Raw genomic sequence first — 18187 nt, 5'->3', positions numbered from 1 at the left:
GCATAGCCTCGTGATCATGACTGCAACGCCACGGGACGTCTGGCTCCCCTTCCCCGCCGAAGAGGTCGCCGGCCTCCCCGACTCCTTCCGGTACCGCCAGTGGGACGGTGAGGACGCCTTCCCGGCCGATCCGGCCGACTGCGTCTTCTACGTGGCCCCCTACATGAAGTCCGCCGAGGTCACCGTGCGCCCGCTGGCCGCGATGTCCGCCGTACGGGTCGTCCAGACCCTGACGGCCGGCATCGACGACGTGCTGGGCCGCCTCGGAGACCTGCCTCCGGGCGTACGGCTGTGCAACGCAGTGGGGGTCCACACGGCCAGCACCGCCGAACTGGCCCTCACGCTGACCCTCGCGTCCCTGCGCGGCATCCCCGGCATGGTCCGCGGGCAGGACCGCGAGGAATGGCGTTCCGGCTTCTACGACGCCCTCGCTGACAAGTCAGTTCTGATCATCGGCTACGGATCCATCGGCTCCGCCATCGAGGACCGCCTCGTACCCTTCGAGTGCGAGCGGATCGAACGCGTCGCGCGTTCGGCGCGGACCACGGCACGCGGGCCGGTGCACGCCATCGCCGACCTGCCCCGGCTCCTGCCGCAGGCGGACGTGGTCATCCTCGTGACGCCCCTGACCGATGCCACCCGGGGTCTGGTGGGCGCCGGGTTCCTCGGCCGGATGAAGGACGGGGCCCTGCTCGTGAACGTCTCGCGCGGCCCCGTCGTGGACATCAAGTCCCTGCTGGCGGAGGTGGAGTCGGGCCGGCTGCGCGCGGCGCTCGACGTCACCGACCCGGAACCGCTGCCCGCCGGCCATCCGCTCTGGCACGCCCCGAACGTCCTGATCACGCCTCACGTCGGCGGCAGCAGTTCTGCGTTCGAGCCCCGCGCCAGGCGCCTGGTGGCCCGCCAGCTCACCCGCTTCGCCGCCGGAGAGCCCGTGGAACACACGGTGCTGATCACCGAATAGACCTTGCCCTGTACGCTCCGCAGCCATCCGAATGCGATCGGTTGCCCCAACTCCCTGCTCGGTAACGCAGCGTAGAACAACTATGTCCCTGAGTGACGAAAGTGGTGTATCGTCCGGAAGAAGGGGCTGCGCCACGAACGTCTGGCGCTGGGGAGTGATCGGACACTTTGGGGGGCGACGGGCGATGCACGGCCAATGGACGAAGGATCCGACGCGGCACAGCCGCCGGAGGCGGCGCTGCCGAGACTGGGCCGCGCCGGAACCGGCCGGCGAGGGGGACCGGTGAGCACGCCGGGGGCGGCGCTCCTGGACCGGCCGTCCGTCTCGGGCGGAGGCAGGGGCCTGGCGATGCAGCTGATCCTCGCGGTCGTCAGCGGCGGGTACGCCGTCGGCGCCGCCCTCAACTGGGGGTCCGAGGAAGTCGCTGAGATCATGGGCGACTTCGGACTCAGCGCCGCAGGACTGCTCGCCGCCGTCTCCTGCTACACCTACGCGCGCACGATCGACAGCCGGGAACGCCCCGCCTGGCTGCTCTTCGCCTTCTCCTCCCTCATGGGCGCCTGCGGCAACGCCGTCTGGGGCTGGTACGAGGTGGTCCTCGGCCAGGACGTGCCGAAGCCCTCGCTCGCCGACTTCGCCTTCCTCTGCTTCGCCCCGCCCGCCATCGTGGGCCTCCTCGTCCTCGCCAAACGGCCGGTCACCCGCGCCGGCTGGGTGTGCCTGGGACTCGACTCCTGGCTCATCGGCGGCTCCCTGCTGACCCTGTCATGGAGCCTGGCCCTGGCCCACGCGGCGCGGACCGCGCAGTCCGGCGCCCCCGGCAGCGTCCCGCGCGCCGCGCTCTCCCTCGCCTACCCGCTGCTGGACATCGCGCTCGTCTCGATGGTCCTCGTGCTGCACTTCCGGCGGAGCGAGACCAACCGCTCCGCCGTCAACACCGCCATCGCGGCGCTGGCGCTGACCGTCCTCAGCGACGCCCTGTTCACCTCGCCCCTGCTGAGCGCCGAGTACCAGTCCGGGCAGCTGCTCGACGCCGGCTGGTTCGCCGGCTCGCTGCTGCTCGCGTACGCCCCCTGGGGCGCCCGGCGCATGCACCAGGCCCAGGTGCCGCACGGGCACCCGCGCAGAGACCGCCCGCACAGCCGCCCGATCACCGGATCCCTGCCGGCCCTCACGCCGTACCTCGCGGCCGCCGTGTGCACCCTCGGCATCCTCTACAACGTCGTGGACGGCCGGAAGGTCGATCGGATGGTCGTGTTCACCGGCTGCACCGTCGTGCTCGCCCTCGTCATCCGGCAGGGCATCATGCTCCTCGACAACATCGCCCTGACGCAGGAACTGGCCCAGAAGGAGAACCACTTCCGCTCCCTCGTCCAGGGCTCCAGCGACGTCATCATGATCGCCGCACCCACCGGGACCCTGCGCTACGTGAGCCCGGCCGCCGCCGGGGTGTACGGCCGCGAGGCGGAGGAGCTGGTCGGCACCGAACTGGCCACCTTGATCCACCCCGACGACCTCGGCCGGGTGGTCCACGAGGTGCGCCGCTTCCTCGCCGCACCGCCCACCGAGGAGCCCACCACCCGCATCGAATGCCGCTTCAGGTCGGGCGGCGGCGAGTGGCTCAACGTGGAGTCCACCGTCAACCGCCACCAGGGCGGGCTCATCCTCAACAGCCGCGACGTCACCGAGCGCGTCCGGCTCCAGGCCCAGCTCCAGCACAGCGCCGAGCACGACCCGCTGACCGACCTGCCCAACCGGGCTCTGTTCACCCGCCGCGTCCGCCAGGCCCTGACCGGCCGGCGCGCCGGCGACCACAGCACCGCCGTGCTCTTCATCGACCTCGACGGCTTCAAGGCGGTCAACGACACCATCGGCCACCAGGCCGGCGACGAGCTGCTCATCGAGGCCGCGCGCAGGCTCCAGGACTCGGTCCGCGCCGGGGACACCGCCGCCCGGCTCGGCGGCGACGAGTTCGCCGCGCTGATCCTGGGCGACGGCAACCGCGACCGCAGCGCCCGCGAGTACCAGGTCCGCGAGATCGCCGACCGGCTGCGCACCAGGCTCTCCCAGCCGTACCGGATCGGCGGCAGCGAGGTACGGGTGGCCGCCAGCATCGGCGTGGCCTTCGCCGACCCCGGAATCACCCCCTCGGACCTGATGCGCAACGCGGACCTGGCGATGTACCGGGCCAAGGCGGGCGGCAAGGACCGCGTCGAGACGTACGCCCCGCAGATGCAGGCCGAGGTGGTCCAAAGGGCCGAGCTGGCCGGCCGGCTGCGCACCGCACTGCACGAGGGCGAGTTCGCCCTGCTGCACCAGCCCGTGGTCTCGCTGGCCACCGGCGAGATCGCGGCCGTCGCCGCGCAGGCCCGGTGGCGTTCGGCCCAGGGGATCCTCTTCACGCCGGCGGAATTCCTCCGGGTGGCCGAGTACAGCGAGGGCGTGGCTGGCGGCGGCTCCGGCTCCGGTCCCGACGCCTCGCGCACCGCCGAGCTGGGCCGCTGGCTGCTGGAGGAGGCCGTCGAGCAGGCCGCCGACCGTCACCGGGCCGGGCACGACGTGCCCGTGGCGGTGCGGATGACCGCCCAGCGGCTCCTGGACAGTGCCATGCCGCTCGGCAGCGTGGAAGCCCTGCTCAACCGGCACGGCCTGCCCTCCGGGGCCCTGGTGCTGGAGCTCGCCGTGTCCGACCCAAGGGTCCCCTTCGACGACCTGGAGCGCCGCTTGGCGGCCCTGCACCGGCTCGGGGTGGGGATCTCCCTGGACGGCTTCGGCAGCGGCTACGCCGCGATCAGCGCCCTGCGCCGCCTGCCCGTGGACATGCTCAAGCTGGACCGGGGCCTGGTGGAGGGGGTGGTCGAGTCCGCCCGGCTGCACAAGATCACAGCGGGTCTCTTGCGGATCGCAAACGACCTCGGCATGCGGTCCGTGGCCGACGGGGTGGACCTGCCCGAGCAGGTGGCCGCGCTGCGCGCGATGGGGTGCACACACGGCCAGGGGGTGGCCTTTTCCGGCCCCCTCGACGAGTACAGGCTGCGCCGTGCGCTGGTGCGCGGTACGTTCCCAGTACCAGGGGGAGCGGCCCAGCCCGCACTGGCGGGCGGCTCCTCCGGGGGCTCCATGGTCATCCGCAGAGGCTCACATAATGAGACGCCCGTCCCACCTACTTGACATCACCCTCCCGCCAGAGGGAGGGTCAATGCCATGCGCACCCGAATTCTCGTACTTGGAAAGCGCGTCGGCTGAAGCTGGGACCTGCATGTCCCCGCTCAACACACCCGACGCGCTCCCCTCGCTTGCCTCCTGGCACGAGGGGTTTTTTGTTGCACTGGCACAGAGTCGAATCCGCGTAAAACCCTCAGCTTCGAGAAGAGAATGCCGATGACCGAGCAGGCCACCGGGGCCCACCATCCGCAGCCGCGGCCCCGTTCCGGCGGACAGCAGTCCGCCGCAGTTGAGCACGTCACGGGTGCGCAGTCCCTCATCCGCTCTCTCGAAGAGGTGGGGTGCGACACCGTCTTCGGGATTCCGGGAGGTGCCATCCTCCCCGCGTACGACCCGATGATGGACTCGAAGAAGGTCCGTCACATCCTGGTCCGCCACGAGCAGGGAGCCGGCCACGCCGCCACCGGCTACGCCCAGGCCACCGGCAAGGTCGGCGTCTGTATGGCCACGTCCGGCCCGGGCGCCACCAACCTGGTCACCCCGATCGCCGACGCCCACATGGACTCCGTCCCGCTCGTCGCGATCACCGGCCAGGTCTCCTCCAAGGCGATCGGCACCGACGCCTTCCAGGAGGCGGACATCGTCGGCATCACCATGCCGATCACCAAGCACAACTTCCTGGTCACCAAGGCCGCGGACATCCCGAAGACGATCGCCGAGGCGTTCCACATCGCCGCCACCGGCCGTCCCGGCCCGGTCCTCGTCGACATCGCCAAGGACGCCCTGCAGGCGAAGACGACCTTCTCGTGGCCGCCCTCCCAGGACCTCCCCGGCTACCGGCCGGTCACCAAGCCGCACGCCAAGCAGATCCGCGAGGCCGCCAAGCTCATCTGCCAGGCCAAGCGCCCGGTGCTGTACGTCGGCGGCGGCGTCATGAAGTCCGGCGCCACCGCCGAGCTGAAGGTCCTGGCCGAGCTGACCGGCGTCCCGGTCTGCACCACCCTGATGGCCCTCGGCTCCTTCCCCGACAGCCACCCGCTGCACGTCGGCATGCCCGGCATGCACGGCAGCGTCACCGGCGTCACCGCGCTGCAGAAGTCGGACCTGCTGATCGCGCTGGGCACCCGCTTCGACGACCGCGTCACCGGCAAGCTGGACAGCTTCGCCCCCTTCGCCAAGATCATCCACGCGGACATCGACCCGGCCGAGATCGGCAAGAACCGCGCCGTCGACGTCCCGATCGTCGGTGACGCCCGCGAGGTCATCGCCGACCTGATCCAGGCGGTCCAGGCCGAGCACACCGAAGGCAACGCCGGCGACTACACCGCCTGGTGGAACGACCTCAACCGCTGGCGCGAGACCTACCCGCTGGGCTACGACCTGCCCGCGGACGGCAGCCTCTCGCCGCAGCAGGTCATCGAGCGGATCGGCGCGCTCGCGCCGAAGGGCACGGTCTTCGCGGCCGGTGTCGGCCAGCACCAGATGTGGGCCTCGCACTTCGTCAAGTACGAGGAGCCCCGCACCTGGCTGAACTCCGGCGGCGCCGGAACGATGGGCTACGCGGTGCCCGCCGCGATGGGCGCCAAGGTCGGCATGCCCGAGCGCACGGTCTGGGCGATCGACGGCGACGGCTGCTTCCAGATGACCAATCAGGAACTGGTCACCTGCGCCCTGAACAACATCCCGATCAAGGTCGCGATCATCAACAACGGTGCGCTGGGCATGGTGCGCCAGTGGCAGACGCTGTTCTACAACCAGCGGTACTCCAACACCGTCCTGCACGCCGACGAGACCGGTCACGACACCGTCGGCTCCCAGCTCGGCGAGTCCATCGCCCCCCGCAAGGGCACGCGCGTCCCGGACTTCGTCAAGCTCTCGGAGGCCATGGGCTGCGTGGCGCTGCGCTGTGAGGACCCGGCCGACCTCGACAAGGTCATCGCCGAGGCCAACGCGATCAACGACCGTACCGTCGTCATCGACTTCATCGTCCACGAGGACGCCATGGTGTGGCCGATGGTCGCCGCCGGCACCTCCAACGACGAGGTCATGGCAGCCCGGGGCGTCCGTCCCGACTTCGGCGACAACGAAGACGACTGAGCCGAGAGAGCCCGAGAGAGAGAACGCCTCACATGTCCAAGCACACGCTCTCCGTCCTGGTCGAGAACACGCCCGGCATCCTCGCCCGGATCGCCGCCCTGTTCTCCCGCCGCGGGTTCAACATCGACTCCCTCGCGGTCGGCGTCACCGAGCACCCCGACATCTCCCGCATCACCATCGTCGTCAACGTCGAGGACCTCCCGCTGGAGCAGGTGACCAAGCAGCTGAACAAGCTGGTCAACGTCCTCAAGATCGTCGAGCTGGAGCCGCACAACGCCATCGAGCGCGAACTCGTCCTGGTGAAGGTCCGCGCCGACAACGAGACCCGCTCGCAGATCGTCGAGATCGTCCAGCTGTTCCGCGCCAAGACCGTCGACGTCTCCCCCGAGGCCGTCACCATCGAGGCGACCGGCGGTACCGACAAACTCGGCGCGATGCTCAAGATGCTGGAGCCCTTCGGCATCAAGGAGCTCGTGCAGTCCGGCACGATCGCCATAGGGCGCGGCGGACGGTCCATCACGGACCGCAGCCTGCGCGCGCTCGACCGCAGCGCCTGACCCGGCCGGCCCGGCGGCCGCGCCACGGCGGCGCCCCGGGCCCCGGCAGACACGCTCGGCCCGCATAGCGAGACCGACAGACTCAGATTCCGTTCCCCGCCGTACGGTGGGAGCAACACCAGCGCACCAAGGAGATATCCCAGTGGCCGAGCTGTTCTACGAGAACGACGCCGACCTGTCCATCATCCAGGGCCGCAAGGTCGCGGTCATCGGTTACGGCAGCCAGGGCCACGCCCACGCGCTGTCGCTCCGTGACTCCGGCGTCGACGTCGTCGTCGGCCTGAAGGAGGGCTCGAAGTCCAAGGCCAAGGCCGAGGAGCAGGGCCTGAAGGTCGTCCCCGTGGCCGAGGCCGCCGAGTGGGCGAACGTCATCATGATCCTCACCCCGGACCCGCTGCAGGCCGAGATCTACGAGGAGTCCATCAAGGACCACCTCAAGGAGGGCGACGCGCTCTTCTTCGGCCACGGCTTCAACGTCCGCTACGGCTTCATCAAGCCCCCCACCAACGTGGACGTCGCCCTGGTCGCGCCGAAGGGCCCGGGCCACCTGGTCCGCCGCCAGTACGAGGAGGGCCGCGGCGTCCCGTGCATCGCCGCCGTCGAGCAGGACGCCACCGGCAAGGCCTTCGACCTGGCGCTCTCCTACGCGGCCGGCATCGGCGGCACCCGCGCCGGCGTCATCAAGACCACCTTCACCGAGGAGACCGAGACCGACCTGTTCGGTGAGCAGGCCGTCCTCTGCGGTGGTGCGTCCGCGCTGGTCAAGGCCGGTTTCGAGACCCTGACCGAGGCGGGCTACCAGCCGGAGATCGCCTACTTCGAGTGCCTGCACGAGCTGAAGCTCATCGTCGACCTCATGTACGAGGGCGGTCTGGAGAAGATGCGCTGGTCGGTCTCCGAGACCGCCGAGTGGGGCGACTACATCACCGGCCCGCGCGTCATCACCGACGCCACCAAGGCCGAGATGAAGAAGGTCCTCGAGGAGATCCAGAGCGGCAAGTTCGCCGAGGAGTGGATGGCCGAGTACAAGGCCGGTCTGCCCAAGTACAACGAGTACAAGAAGGCCGACTCGGAGCACCTGCTGGAGACCACCGGCAAGAAGCTGCGCAAGCTGATGAGCTGGGTGGACAACGACGAGAGCTGATCTCGCGGCGGTGGGGCCGGGACGGTCGAGTCACGGCCCCGCCGCGCATCACCGGGCGGTACGGCACATGCCGCGCCGGTGGCCGGAGTGCCGGGAACGGGGCCCTCACGGGCATGGCTTGTCCAACCCGGCCAACCACGGAAGAGTGATCCTTCCGTACAGGCGGAAAACCGGTCCGTCAGCGCCACTACACTGCTCAACACATACGCGTCAGGCCCACAGTGTCGTGCGTCTTCCACGCGGCTACCCCCTCCACCGCCTGCGGCCGTCGGGACGGCCGTCCGCACTGGACTTGTGAGGATGACCCACGTGAGCTCGAAACCTGTCGTACTCATCGCCGAAGAGCTGTCGCCCGCCACCGTCGAGGCGCTCGGCCCGGACTTCGAGATCCGCCACTGCAACGGCGCCGACCGCGCCGAGCTGCTCCCCGCGATCGCCGACGTCGACGCGATCCTCGTCCGCTCCGCCACCAAGGTCGACGCCGAGGCCATCGCCGCGGCGAAGAAGCTGAGGGTCGTCGCCCGCGCCGGCGTCGGTCTGGACAACGTCGACGTCTCCGCCGCCACCAAGGCCGGCGTGATGGTCGTCAACGCCCCGACCTCGAACATCGTGACCGCGGCCGAACTCGCCTGCGGTCTGCTCGTCGCCACCGCCCGCAACATCCCGCAGGCCAACACCGCCCTGAAGAACGGCGAGTGGAAGCGGAACAAGTACACGGGCGTCGAGCTCAGCGAGAAGACCCTCGGCGTCGTCGGCCTCGGCCGCATCGGCGTACTCGTCGCGCAGCGCATGTCGGCCTTCGGTATGAAGATCGTCGCGTACGACCCCTACGTCCAGCCCGCGCGCGCCGCCCAGATGGGCGTCAAGATGCTGACGCTGGACGAGCTCCTGGAGGTCGCCGACTTCATCACAGTGCACCTGCCCAAGACCCCCGAGACCCTCGGTCTCATCGGGGACGAGGCCCTGCGCAAGGTCAGGCCGTCGGTCCGCATCGTCAACGCCGCGCGCGGCGGCATCGTCGACGAGGCCGCCCTGTACTCGGCCATCAAGGAGGGCCGCGTCGCCGGCGCCGGCCTCGACGTGTACGCGAAGGAGCCCTGCACGGACTCCCCGCTCTTCGAGCTCGACCAGGTCGTCTGCACCCCGCACCTCGGTGCGTCCACGGACGAGGCCCAGGAGAAGGCCGGTGTCTCGGTCGCCAAGTCGGTGCGCCTGGCCCTCGCCGGTGAGCTCGTACCGGACGCCGTCAACGTCCAGGGCGGCGTCATCGCCGAGGACGTCCGTCCGGGGCTGCCGCTCGCCGAGAAGCTCGGCCGCATCTTCACCGCCCTCGCGGGCGAGGTCGCGGTCCGCCTCGACGTCGAGGTGTGCGGCGAGATCACCCAGCACGACGTCAAGGTGCTCGAACTGTCCGCGCTCAAGGGTGTCTTCGAGGACGTCGTCGACGAGACGGTCTCCTACGTCAACGCCCCGCTGTTCGCGCAGGAGCGCGGCGTCGAGGTCCGTCTGACCACCAGCTCGGAGTCCCCGGACCACCGCAACGTGGTGACCGTCCGCGGCACCCTGTCGGACGGTCAGGAGGTGTCGGTCTCCGGCACGCTCGCGGGCCCGAAGCACCTTCAGAAGATCGTGGGCATCGGCGAGTACGACGTGGACCTGGCGCTCGCCGACTACATGGTCGTGCTGCGCTACACCGACCGCCCCGGCGTGGTCGGCACCGTCGGCCGCGTCCTCGGCGAGGGTGGCCTGAACATCGCGGGCATGCAGGTCGCCCGCGCGGAGGAGCACGGCGAGGCCCTCGCGGTCCTCACCGTCGACGCCGAGGTGCCGGCGGGCGTCCTCGCCGACATCGCCTCCGAGATCGGCGCCGCCTCGGCGCGCACCGTCAGCCTCGCCTGACGCCGCCACGGCAGTGACATGCGGAAGGGCCCGGGGGAGACCCCGGGCCCTTCCGCGTTCCGCCGGCTGCGCCGCGCTGCGCCCCGCCGTTTCGCGCCATGTCGCGTCGTGCCGTGTCTTACCGGTCAGTTGTACGCCGTTTCGTGGGCCCGCGCCCCGGTGGCTCCGGCGGGCTCCGCCGCGGCCGGGGCGGGGGCGCCGATGCCCCGCAGCAGCGCGGCGGCGAGCACGGCCGCCCCGAGCAGCAGCGCCGTACCGCCCCAGGCCGCGTACTGCATGCCGTGCACGAAGGCTTCGCGAGCCAGGGCCAGGACCTGCTCGCCGGCAGCCCCGCCGATCTGGTGGGCGGCGGCGACGGCGCCGCCGAGGGTCTCCCGTGCGGCGGGCTCGGCGTCCGCCAGGTCGCTGCGGTAGACCGCGGTGCCCAGGCTGCCGAGGACCGCCATGCCCAGGGCGCCGCCGAACTCCGTACCGGTCTCCAGCAGGGAGGCGGCGGAACCGGCCTTCTCGGCGGGGGCCGCGCCCAGGGCCAGGTCGGAGACCAGGGACATCACGGTGACGATGCCCGAGGCCAGGACTCCGGCGCCGGCCAGGATCAGCCACAGCGAGTCGGTGTCCACCAGGCCGATCAGCGTGAAGCCGGCGGCGGCGAGGACGAACCCGCCGGCGACGACGTAGGCCCGGTCCGTCTTCTGGGCCAGGGCCGCGGAGACCGGGGCCGCCGCGCCGATGACCACCGAGGGGGCGAGGCTCCACAGGGCGGCTTCCAGGGTGCCCATGCCGAGCACCGACTGGAGGTACTGGGTGGTGAAGTAGGCCGAGCCGAGCATGGCGAAGGCGGCGAGGGTGTTCAGGGCGATGCCTGCGCCGAAGCCGCGGCCCCGGAACAGCGAGCGGCTGACCATGGCGTCGTCACGGCTGCGCTGGCGGCGGACGAAGACGTACCCGAAGAGCAGTCCGACGGCGAGGCAGGCCAGGTGGAGGGGCTCGAACCCCTCGGCGGCGATCTCCTTGAGGCCGTACACGACCGGCAGCACGGCGGCCATGGACAGCGGGACGGACCACAGGTCGAAGCGGCCGGGGGCGGGGTCCTTGAACTCCGGGACCAGGACCGGGACCAGGGCCAGCAGCAGCACCATCGCGGGCACGTTGATCAGGAAGACGGAGCCCCACCAGAAGTGGTTCAGCATCACGCCGCTCAGCACGGAGCCGAGGGCGATGCCGCCGGTCATGGCTCCGGACCAGATGGCGATGGCCTTGCCGCGCTGCTTGGCGTCCTGGAAGAGGTTGCGGACGAGGGCGAGCGTGGACGGCATCAGGGTCGCGCCGCCGACGCCGAGCAGGACACGGGCCGCGATGAGCATCTCGGCGCTGGTGGCGTAGGCGGCGCCCACCGAGGCGAGGCCGAAGGCGCCGGCGCCGATCAGCAGCAGCCTGCGGCGGCCGATCCGGTCGCCGAGCGAGCCCATCGTGATCAGCAGGCCGGAGAGGGCGAAGGCGTAGCTGTCGAAGATCCAGAGCTGCTGAGTGGCGCTCGGGTCGAGCTGCTCGGTGATCGCCGGGATGGCGAAGTAGAGGACCGAGACGTCCATCGAGACCAGGAGCAGGGGCAGCAGCAGGACGGTGAAGGCGGTCCATTCGCGGCGGCCGGCGAGTCGCGCTGTGGCGGCGGGGTTCGTCATGCCGAGAAACATACACACGTATAAAACGCTTGTCTATGACAGCCGTATGGAACAGATGTCTTGGACTGACGTATGGGACGGTTGTCTTGCTACGGTGTGGCCATGGGACATCGCGAAGATCTGCTCGAAGGCGCCAAGAAGTGCCTGGTGGAGAAGGGGTTCGTACGCACCACCGCGCGCGACATCGTCAGCGCGTCGGGGACGAACCTGGCGTCCATCGGCTACCACTACGGTTCGAAGGACGCGCTGCTCACCGAGGCCTTCATCGGCCTCATGGAGGAGTGGGGGGCGGTCTTCCACGACGGCCTGGACGGTGAGGGCGGGTCGCTGGAGCGTTTCCGCGCGCTCTGGGAAGGGGTCCTCGGGCAGCACGAGAAGTCCGCGCCCGTCTGGGCGGCCGGCCTGGAGGTCGCGCTCGGCCGGGACCAGCGGCCCGAGCTGCGGGCGATGCTCGCGGCATCACAGGCCGAGGGGCGCCGCGGGTTGATCTCGATGCTGACCGGCACCCCGGAGGACCAGCTCGACGAGCGGGACGTGCGGACCCTGGGCTCCTTCTACCAGGCGCTGCTCAACGGGCTGATGATCCAGTGGCTCTTCGACCCGGAGTCGGCGGCCACGGCCGAGGAGTTCACCGAGGGCATGCGCCGGGCCGCCGAGGCGATGACCCGCCCGCGGACGTAGCCGCAGCCGACCCGGACGCGGCCCCGGACCTGACAGCGGCCCCCGATCTGGCCGCGCCCCCGGATGTGACAGCGCCCCGGCTCCGGATCCGGCCCTGGCCCGGAGCCGCGGCCGGACCCGCACGTCTTCGGCTACAGCGTGATGACCACCTTCGCGCGGGCGTGTTCGACCTCCAGGTACCTGATGGCCTCGGGCACCTCGTGCAGGGGGTGGGTGCGGTCCACGGCCGGGGTGAGGCGGCCGGACTCGATGAGCTCGCGGAGCACCGCCAGGTTCCGGTGGTCCGGCGTCGCCGTGAGGACGAGCAGTCGGTGGCGGACGAAGGGGGCGAGCGCCCGGCCCTTCACCAGCAGGGCCATCGGCCCCACCAGAGTGCCCCCTTCGGACACGCCTCCGCCCGAGAGCACCAGCGTGCCCCCGGTCGTCAGGGCTCGGCGGCACTCGGCGAGCGACCGGTTGCCCACCAGGTCGAAGACGAGGTCGTAGCGCCGGCCGGCGCGGGTGAAGTCCTCCCGGGCGTAGTCGACGACGTGGTCGGCGCCCAGGGAACGCACCAGCTCCGTGTTCCTCGTGCCGCACACGCCGGTCACCTCCGCCCCGAACGCCTTGGCGATCTGAACGGCGAAGGTTCCGACCCCGCCTGACGCACCGTTGACCAGGACCCGCTGGCCCGGCCGCACGCGCCCCAGGTCGCGCAGCCCCATGAGGGCGGTGTTCCCCGCCAGCGGGACCGCGGCCGCCTGCTCGAACGAAAGGTTCGCGGGCATCGGCTCCACCGCGTCCTCCGGGGCGCACACGTACTCGGCGAAGGCCCCCTCGGCCTCGCCGAACACCTCGTCGCCCGGGCGCAGCCGGGTCACGTCCCTGCCCACCGCCTCCACCCGGCCCGCGAAGTCGGTGCCCCTGATGCGCACCTTCGGGCCGCGCAGGCCCAGCGCCGGCCGGGCCAGGTACGGGTCCCCCCGCATGAGGTGCCAGTCGCGCGCGTTGACCGCGGCCGCGTGGACCCGTACGAGCACCTCCCGGTCGCCGACCGGGGGCCGCTCGACCTCCCTCAACTCCAGTACGGCGGGGGAGCCGTACCGGTCCTGGACGATCGCCTTCATCGGGGCCTCCGTAGCGCACCGGCCGGTGCGGACGGGGTCCGCGGACCGGGCGGCCGGCGCTGTTCGCGACGGTAGGGGGCCGGCGGCCACCGGGGCATCGGGGACAGCCCCGAGACGGGCTCGGGGATTACCCTCAGGCCAGGCGGGAGGCCTTGAGGGCCATGTGGAGCAGCAGGCGGTCCTCGCCCGCGTCCAGGTCGAGGCCGGTGAGCTGCTCCACGCGGCCGAGGCGGTAGTAGAGGGTCTGGCGGTGGATGCCGAGAGCGGCGGCGGCGCGGCCCGCCTGGCCGGCGCAGTCCAGGAACACCTCGGCGGTGCGGGCGAGTTCGCGGTGGGCCGGGGAGAGCAGGGTCCGGGCCGCCGGGTCGTCCACCGGGTCGGAGGCCAGGCTCGCCAGCAGCCGGTACGGGCCGATCTGCGACCACTGGGCGACCGGGCCGAGCCGCGGTTCGGCGACGGCCGCGCGGGCCGCGGCGACGGCCTGCTCCCAGGCGGCGGGCAGTTCTGCGAGGCCGCGGACGGGGTCGGCGACCCCCGCGGTCATCCGGTGCGCGCCGCCCGGGCGCCCGGCCGGAGCGGCGCCCGCCGAGCCCGCCGAGCCCCCCGACCCCGCTGCCCGCGTAGCCGCTCCCGCGCCGGCCGCCCCCTGCGCCCGCGATCCCGCGGTGCCCGCGCCGGCCGCCGTGGCCGCCGCCGGTTCCGCCGTGCGCGGCAGCAGCCGTGCCACCGCCGTCAGTGCCGGAGCCAGTGCGTCCGTCGACCGCAGCCGGAGCAGTACCGCCAGGGCCGGGCCCGCGCCCGCCGGTCCGGCACCCGGCGCGTCGCCCGGCTCGCCCGCGCCGCCACGCCGGGGCACGAGGCACACGGCCGCCGCGCCCGGCACGGACGCCGGAGCCTCGCCGGGCCACGGCGCCACGCACACCGCCGCGTGCAGGCCGTCCCCGCCCGGCCCGAGGGCGGCCCGCAGCGCCGCCACCGCCATGTCCTGCTGCCACCCCCGCCCGGCAGTGAGCACCGCCCGGAACTCCCGCGACAGGTCCGCCCCCGCTTTCGCCTCCTCGGCGAGCAGCACCCCGATCCGCTGGGCCACGTCCATGGCCGCGTCCAGCGCCGCCGGCTCCGGACCCGGCGCGCCGGGCTCCTGGTCGAGCAGCCACACGTAGCCCTGCACGATGCCCCGGTGGCGCACCGGCAGGCAGATCCGCCCCCGGAACACCCCGGCGTCGGGGGCCGCCGGGATGCGGACGGGGCCGGTGGCGCGGGCGATGCCGAAGCCCTCGAACCAGGACCGGACGTCCGCCGTCGACTGCCGGGTCAGGATCGATCGGGTGCGGACCGGGTCCATCGCGAGATCGTCGTCGCTGTCGTGGGCACCGAAGGCGATGAGGCGGAAGTCCCGGTTCTCCAGGGTCGCCGGGGCGCCGAGGAGCGCCGAGATTTCGTCCACCAGGTCCTGGTAATCGCCCTTCACCCGGCCATTCTCCCACCCGCGGCCCCGCTCTTCAGACAGATGTATGAGATCGCGGACACGGATGCGTGACAGCTGTCGATGGCAGAGGATCAAAGCGATCCTTAGGTTTCACGGTGGTTTTACTTGCGCTTTTCTTCTGCCACCCGCTGGAGGTGCCCCGTGCTGGGTCCCGTGATCCTCGCCGCTTCGCGCAGCGACAAGATGCGTCGTATCGTCTCGGCCGCCCCGGTGACCAAGCCCGTGGTGAACCGGTTCATCCCCGGCGAGACCGTCGACCAGGTCATCCCGATCGTCGAGGACCTCACGGGCAAGGGCCTGGAGGTCACCCTCGACGTCGTGGGCGAGGACATCACCGAGGTGGCGCAGTCGCACGCCGCCCGTGACGCCTACCTCCAGCTCATCGAGCGCCTCGCGGAGCTCGGCCTCGGCGATAAGGCCGAGATGTCCGTGAAGCTGTCCATGTTCGGCCAGGCGCTGGAGGGCGGCCACGAGCTGGCCCTCGCCAACGTCCGCCCGGTCGTCGAGGCGGCCGCCGCCATCGGCACGACCGTGACGCTGGACGCCGAGGACCACACCACCCTCGACTCGATGTTCGCCATCCACGAGGAGCTGCGCAAGGACTTCCCGCAGACCGGCTGCGTGATCCAGGCGTACCTCTTCCGCACCGAGGCCGACGCCCGCCGCCTGGCCGCCGACGGCAGCCGCGTGCGCATCGTCAAGGGCGCCTACAAGGAGCCCGCCGAGGTCGCCTACCAGGACAAGGCGGAGATCGACAAGGCGTACGTCCGCATCCTGAAGATCCTGATGGATGGCGAGGGCTACCCGATGATCGGGTCCCACGACCCGCGCCTCATCGCCATCGGCCAGGAGCTCGCCCGCAAGGCCGGGCGCAAACTGGACGAGTACGAATTCCAGATGCTGTACGGCATCCGCAGCGAGGAGCACCTGCGGCTCGCCGCCGAGGGCCACCGCATGCGCGTCTACACCGCGTACGGGACGGACTGGTACGGCTACTTCATGCGCCGCCTCGCGGAGAAGCCGGCCAACCTGCTCTTCTTCGTCCGCTCGATGATCACCAAGAACTAGCCAAGAACCAGGTCAAGGAGTTACCACCCCCATGGATGCTGTGACCCAGGTCCCCGCTCCGGTCAACGAGCCGGTCCACTCGTACGCCCCCGGCACCCCGGAGCGCACGCGCCTCGAAGAGCAGCTCAAGCAGCTGTCCGAGAACCCGATCGACCTTCCGATGACGATCAACGGCGTCAAGCGGATGGGCGGCGGCGAGCGTTTCGACGTGGTCCAGCCGCACGACCACAAGTCCGTGCTCGGCACCTACGCCAACGCCACCGAGGCCGACGCGCAGGAGGCGATCGACGCCGCCCTGGCCGCCGCCCCGGCCTGGCGCGCCATGTCCTTCGACGACCGCGCCGCGATCATCCTGCGCGCCGCCGAGCTGCTGTCCGGCCCGTGGCGCGAGAAGCTCGCCGCCTCCACCATGCTGGGCCAGTCGAAGACCGCCCAGCAGGCGGAGATCGACACCCCGTGCGAGCTCGTCGACTTCTGGCGCTTCAACGTCCACTTCGCCCGCCAGATCCTGGCCGAGCAGCCGGTCGCGAACTCCGCCGGCGTGTGGAACCGCAGCGACCACCGCCCGCTCGAGGGCTTCGTCTACGCGATCACGCCGTTCAACTTCACGGCCATCGCCGGCAACCTGCCGACCGCTCCCGCCCTGATGGGCAACGTGGTCCTGTGGAAGCCGTCCCCGACGCAGACCCACTCCGCGGTCCTCCTCATGGAGCTCCTGGAGGAGGCCGGCCTGCCCAAGGGCGTCATCAACCTGGTGACGGGCGACGGCATCGCCGTCTCCGAGGTGGCCCTGAACCACCCCGAGCTGGCCGGCATCCACTTCACCGGCTCGACCAAGACCTTCCAGCACCTGTGGAAGACGGTCGGCAACAACATCGAGAAGTACAAGTCCTACCCGCGCCTGGTCGGCGAGACCGGCGGCAAGGACTTCGTCGTCGCGCACCCGTCCGCGGACCGCGCGATCCTGAAGACCGCCCTGACCCGCGGCTCCTTCGAGTTCCAGGGCCAGAAGTGCTCGGCGTCCTCGCGCGCCTACGTCCCGGCCTCGATCTGGAACGACGGCTTCAAGGAGGCCTTCGCGGCCGAGGTCGACGGCATCACCATGGGCCCGGTCACCGACCTGACCAACTTCATCGGCGCCGTCATCGACGACCGGTCCTTCGCGAAGAACAAGGCCGCGATCGACCGCGCCAAGGCCGACCCGACCTGCGAGATCGTCGCCGGCGGCACCTACGACGACTCGGAGGGCTACTTCGTCCGCCCGACCGTCATCGTGTGCAGCGACCCGGAGAACGAGGTGTTCACGACCGAGTACTTCGGCCCGATCCTGGCGATCCACGTCTACGAGGACGACAACTACGAGGCCATGCTGGCGCAGATGGAGTCCGTCTCGGCGTACGCCCTGACCGGCTCGATCATCGCCGCGGACCGCTACGCGGCGGCGGACGCGATGGAGAAGCTCCGCTTCGCGGCGGGCAACTTCTACATCAACGACAAGTCCACCGGCGCCGTCGTCGGCCAGCAGCCCTTCGGCGGCGGCCGCGCCTCGGGCACCAACGACAAGGCCGGCGCCGCGTCCAACCTGCTCCGCTGGACCTCGACCCGCTCCATCAAGGAGACCCTGGTCCCGCCGACCGAGTACGGCTACCCCCACATGGGCTGACCTCCGGCCCCCTGCTGAACCCCGCCCCCGTTCCGGTACCCCCAAGTCCGGAGCGGGGGCGGTATCCATTTCCCGGCCGGGCAACTCCTGCCAGCCTGGGCCCAGTTGTCGCGTACGGCGACCAGCTCCGATACCCGGTCCCGGTGACCTGGGGGAGCCAAGGGCTCTGACGAGTTCCCGTACGGGGTGGGACAGACCGCTGGGAGATACGCAACCTCTACGCGCCCGTACCGGGACCGGCGCCCGGGGAGACGTATGTCCAGGCGTACGGACAACCACCACCGCGCCGCGACCATCTGCCGCGCAGCCACCGGACTGCCGCACCGCACGTGCCTCGGCTGGGCCGAAGCGGGGCTGATCGACTACCGGCAACCCGTCCCGGATGCCGAGGACGAAGCGCAGCGCCTTCTGGAGTCGCTTCTGGTGGCCGAGCTCGCCGACGGGCTCCCTGAGAGCGAGCGCCGCGACGGGGCCCTTTTCGGCTTCACCTCCGCCCGGCCGGCCCGGACCGGACTGTCCCTCGGCCTGCACCCGGCCATGGCGGACCGGGTCCTCTCCACGGTGCTGCCTCGCATCGACGAGTACTACGGCGGACTCCGCGGGGTGCCAGGGCTGCGCATCGTCCCGGCGGGGCGCAGCTGGCCCTGACCCACCTGCGGGGGAGGGCCGCGG

13 protein-coding genes are annotated in these 18187 nt (G+C 71.3%); 10 read left to right on the top strand and 3 right to left on the bottom strand.

Annotated features, from left to right (window positions below; translation table 11 throughout):
• The first annotated feature begins 16 nt into the window (after positions 1 to 16).
• From AB0F82_RS06815 to serA, 6 genes are all read left to right on the top strand, one after another.
• Entirely contained in the window at positions 17 to 964 is a 948-nt protein-coding gene (locus tag AB0F82_RS06815) for a 2-hydroxyacid dehydrogenase (protein WP_362624676.1), read from the top strand.
• Between the two features lie 282 nt (positions 965 to 1246).
• The gene (locus AB0F82_RS06810) at positions 1247 to 4135 is read left to right on the top strand and encodes a putative bifunctional diguanylate cyclase/phosphodiesterase (RefSeq protein ID WP_436842047.1); all 2889 of its coding nucleotides are present in this window, start codon (positions 1247 to 1249) and stop codon (positions 4133 to 4135) included.
• A gap of 204 nt (positions 4136 to 4339) precedes the next feature.
• On the top strand, positions 4340 to 6226 hold the full coding sequence (locus AB0F82_RS06805; protein WP_356810589.1) for an acetolactate synthase large subunit: 1887 nt from the start codon (positions 4340 to 4342) through the stop codon (positions 6224 to 6226).
• A 32-nt stretch (positions 6227 to 6258) separates the two neighbouring features.
• Positions 6259 to 6783 (top strand): acetolactate synthase small subunit, encoded by a 525-nt coding sequence (gene ilvN, locus AB0F82_RS06800; RefSeq protein ID WP_069922074.1) that lies wholly within the window; start codon positions 6259 to 6261, stop codon positions 6781 to 6783.
• Between the two features lie 142 nt (positions 6784 to 6925).
• On the top strand, positions 6926 to 7927 hold the full coding sequence (gene ilvC / locus AB0F82_RS06795; protein ID WP_030664757.1) for a ketol-acid reductoisomerase: 1002 nt from the start codon (positions 6926 to 6928) through the stop codon (positions 7925 to 7927).
• A 309-nt stretch (positions 7928 to 8236) separates the two neighbouring features.
• Positions 8237 to 9826 carry a phosphoglycerate dehydrogenase gene (gene serA, locus AB0F82_RS06790; protein WP_362624674.1) on the top strand — a complete coding sequence of 530 codons (1590 nt, stop codon included), beginning with the start codon at positions 8237 to 8239 and terminating at the stop codon, positions 9824 to 9826.
• A 125-nt stretch (positions 9827 to 9951) separates the two neighbouring features.
• Here the strand turns inward: serA and AB0F82_RS06785 are convergent, their stop codons facing one another.
• Entirely contained in the window at positions 9952 to 11508 is a 1557-nt protein-coding gene (locus tag AB0F82_RS06785) for an MFS transporter (RefSeq protein WP_362624672.1), read from the bottom strand.
• A gap of 102 nt (positions 11509 to 11610) precedes the next feature.
• On the opposite strand from AB0F82_RS06785, the gene AB0F82_RS06780 reads away from it, so the two are divergent.
• The gene (locus tag AB0F82_RS06780; RefSeq protein WP_356810586.1) at positions 11611 to 12189 is read left to right on the top strand and encodes a TetR/AcrR family transcriptional regulator; all 579 of its coding nucleotides are present in this window, start codon (positions 11611 to 11613) and stop codon (positions 12187 to 12189) included.
• Positions 12190 to 12320: 131 nt separating this feature from the next.
• On the opposite strand, the gene AB0F82_RS06775 is transcribed toward AB0F82_RS06780, so the two are convergent.
• Both AB0F82_RS06775 and AB0F82_RS06770 read right to left on the bottom strand, forming a co-directional pair.
• On the bottom strand, positions 12321 to 13295 hold the full coding sequence (locus AB0F82_RS06775) for an NAD(P)-dependent alcohol dehydrogenase (RefSeq protein WP_362624670.1): 975 nt from the start codon (positions 13293 to 13295) through the stop codon (positions 12321 to 12323).
• Positions 13296 to 13428: 133 nt separating this feature from the next.
• Positions 13429 to 14766: a PucR family transcriptional regulator gene (locus AB0F82_RS06770; protein WP_362624668.1), complete on the bottom strand. Its 1338-nt coding sequence runs from the start codon at positions 14764 to 14766 to the stop codon at positions 13429 to 13431.
• Positions 14767 to 14925: 159 nt separating this feature from the next.
• Between AB0F82_RS06770 and AB0F82_RS06765 the strand changes: the two genes are divergently transcribed.
• From AB0F82_RS06765 to AB0F82_RS06755, 3 genes are all read left to right on the top strand, one after another.
• Positions 14926 to 15852, top strand: a complete 927-nt coding sequence (locus AB0F82_RS06765) for a proline dehydrogenase family protein (protein ID WP_362624666.1) — start codon at positions 14926 to 14928, stop codon at positions 15850 to 15852.
• A gap of 31 nt (positions 15853 to 15883) precedes the next feature.
• Entirely contained in the window at positions 15884 to 17515 is a 1632-nt protein-coding gene (gene pruA / locus AB0F82_RS06760; RefSeq protein ID WP_356810582.1) for an L-glutamate gamma-semialdehyde dehydrogenase, read from the top strand.
• Between the two features lie 255 nt (positions 17516 to 17770).
• Entirely contained in the window at positions 17771 to 18163 is a 393-nt protein-coding gene (locus AB0F82_RS06755; RefSeq protein ID WP_362624664.1) for a hypothetical protein, read from the top strand.
• Positions 18164 to 18187: the final 24 nt, after the last annotated feature.

The sequence above is a fragment of the Streptomyces virginiae genome (assembly GCF_040638905.1).
GTDB lineage: Bacteria > Actinomycetota > Actinomycetes > Streptomycetales > Streptomycetaceae > Streptomyces > Streptomyces virginiae_B.
This window is presented reverse-complemented; position numbering and strand designations above follow the sequence as displayed.

Coding starts and splice junctions, on each gene's coding strand:
- AB0F82_RS06815 (WP_362624676.1), top strand. CDS start 17: ATGACTGCAACGCCACGGGACGTCTGGCTCCCCTTCCCCGCCGAAGAG.
- AB0F82_RS06805 (WP_356810589.1), top strand. CDS start 4,340: ATGCCGATGACCGAGCAGGCCACCGGGGCCCACCATCCGCAGCCGCGG.
- ilvN (WP_069922074.1), top strand. CDS start 6,259: ATGTCCAAGCACACGCTCTCCGTCCTGGTCGAGAACACGCCCGGCATC.
- AB0F82_RS06785 (WP_362624672.1), bottom strand. CDS start 11,508: ATGACGAACCCCGCCGCCACAGCGCGACTCGCCGGCCGCCGCGAATGG.
- AB0F82_RS06780 (WP_356810586.1), top strand. CDS start 11,611: ATGGGACATCGCGAAGATCTGCTCGAAGGCGCCAAGAAGTGCCTGGTG.
- AB0F82_RS06775 (WP_362624670.1), bottom strand. CDS start 13,295: ATGAAGGCGATCGTCCAGGACCGGTACGGCTCCCCCGCCGTACTGGAG.
- pruA (WP_356810582.1), top strand. CDS start 15,884: ATGGATGCTGTGACCCAGGTCCCCGCTCCGGTCAACGAGCCGGTCCAC.
- AB0F82_RS06755 (WP_362624664.1), top strand. CDS start 17,771: ATGTCCAGGCGTACGGACAACCACCACCGCGCCGCGACCATCTGCCGC.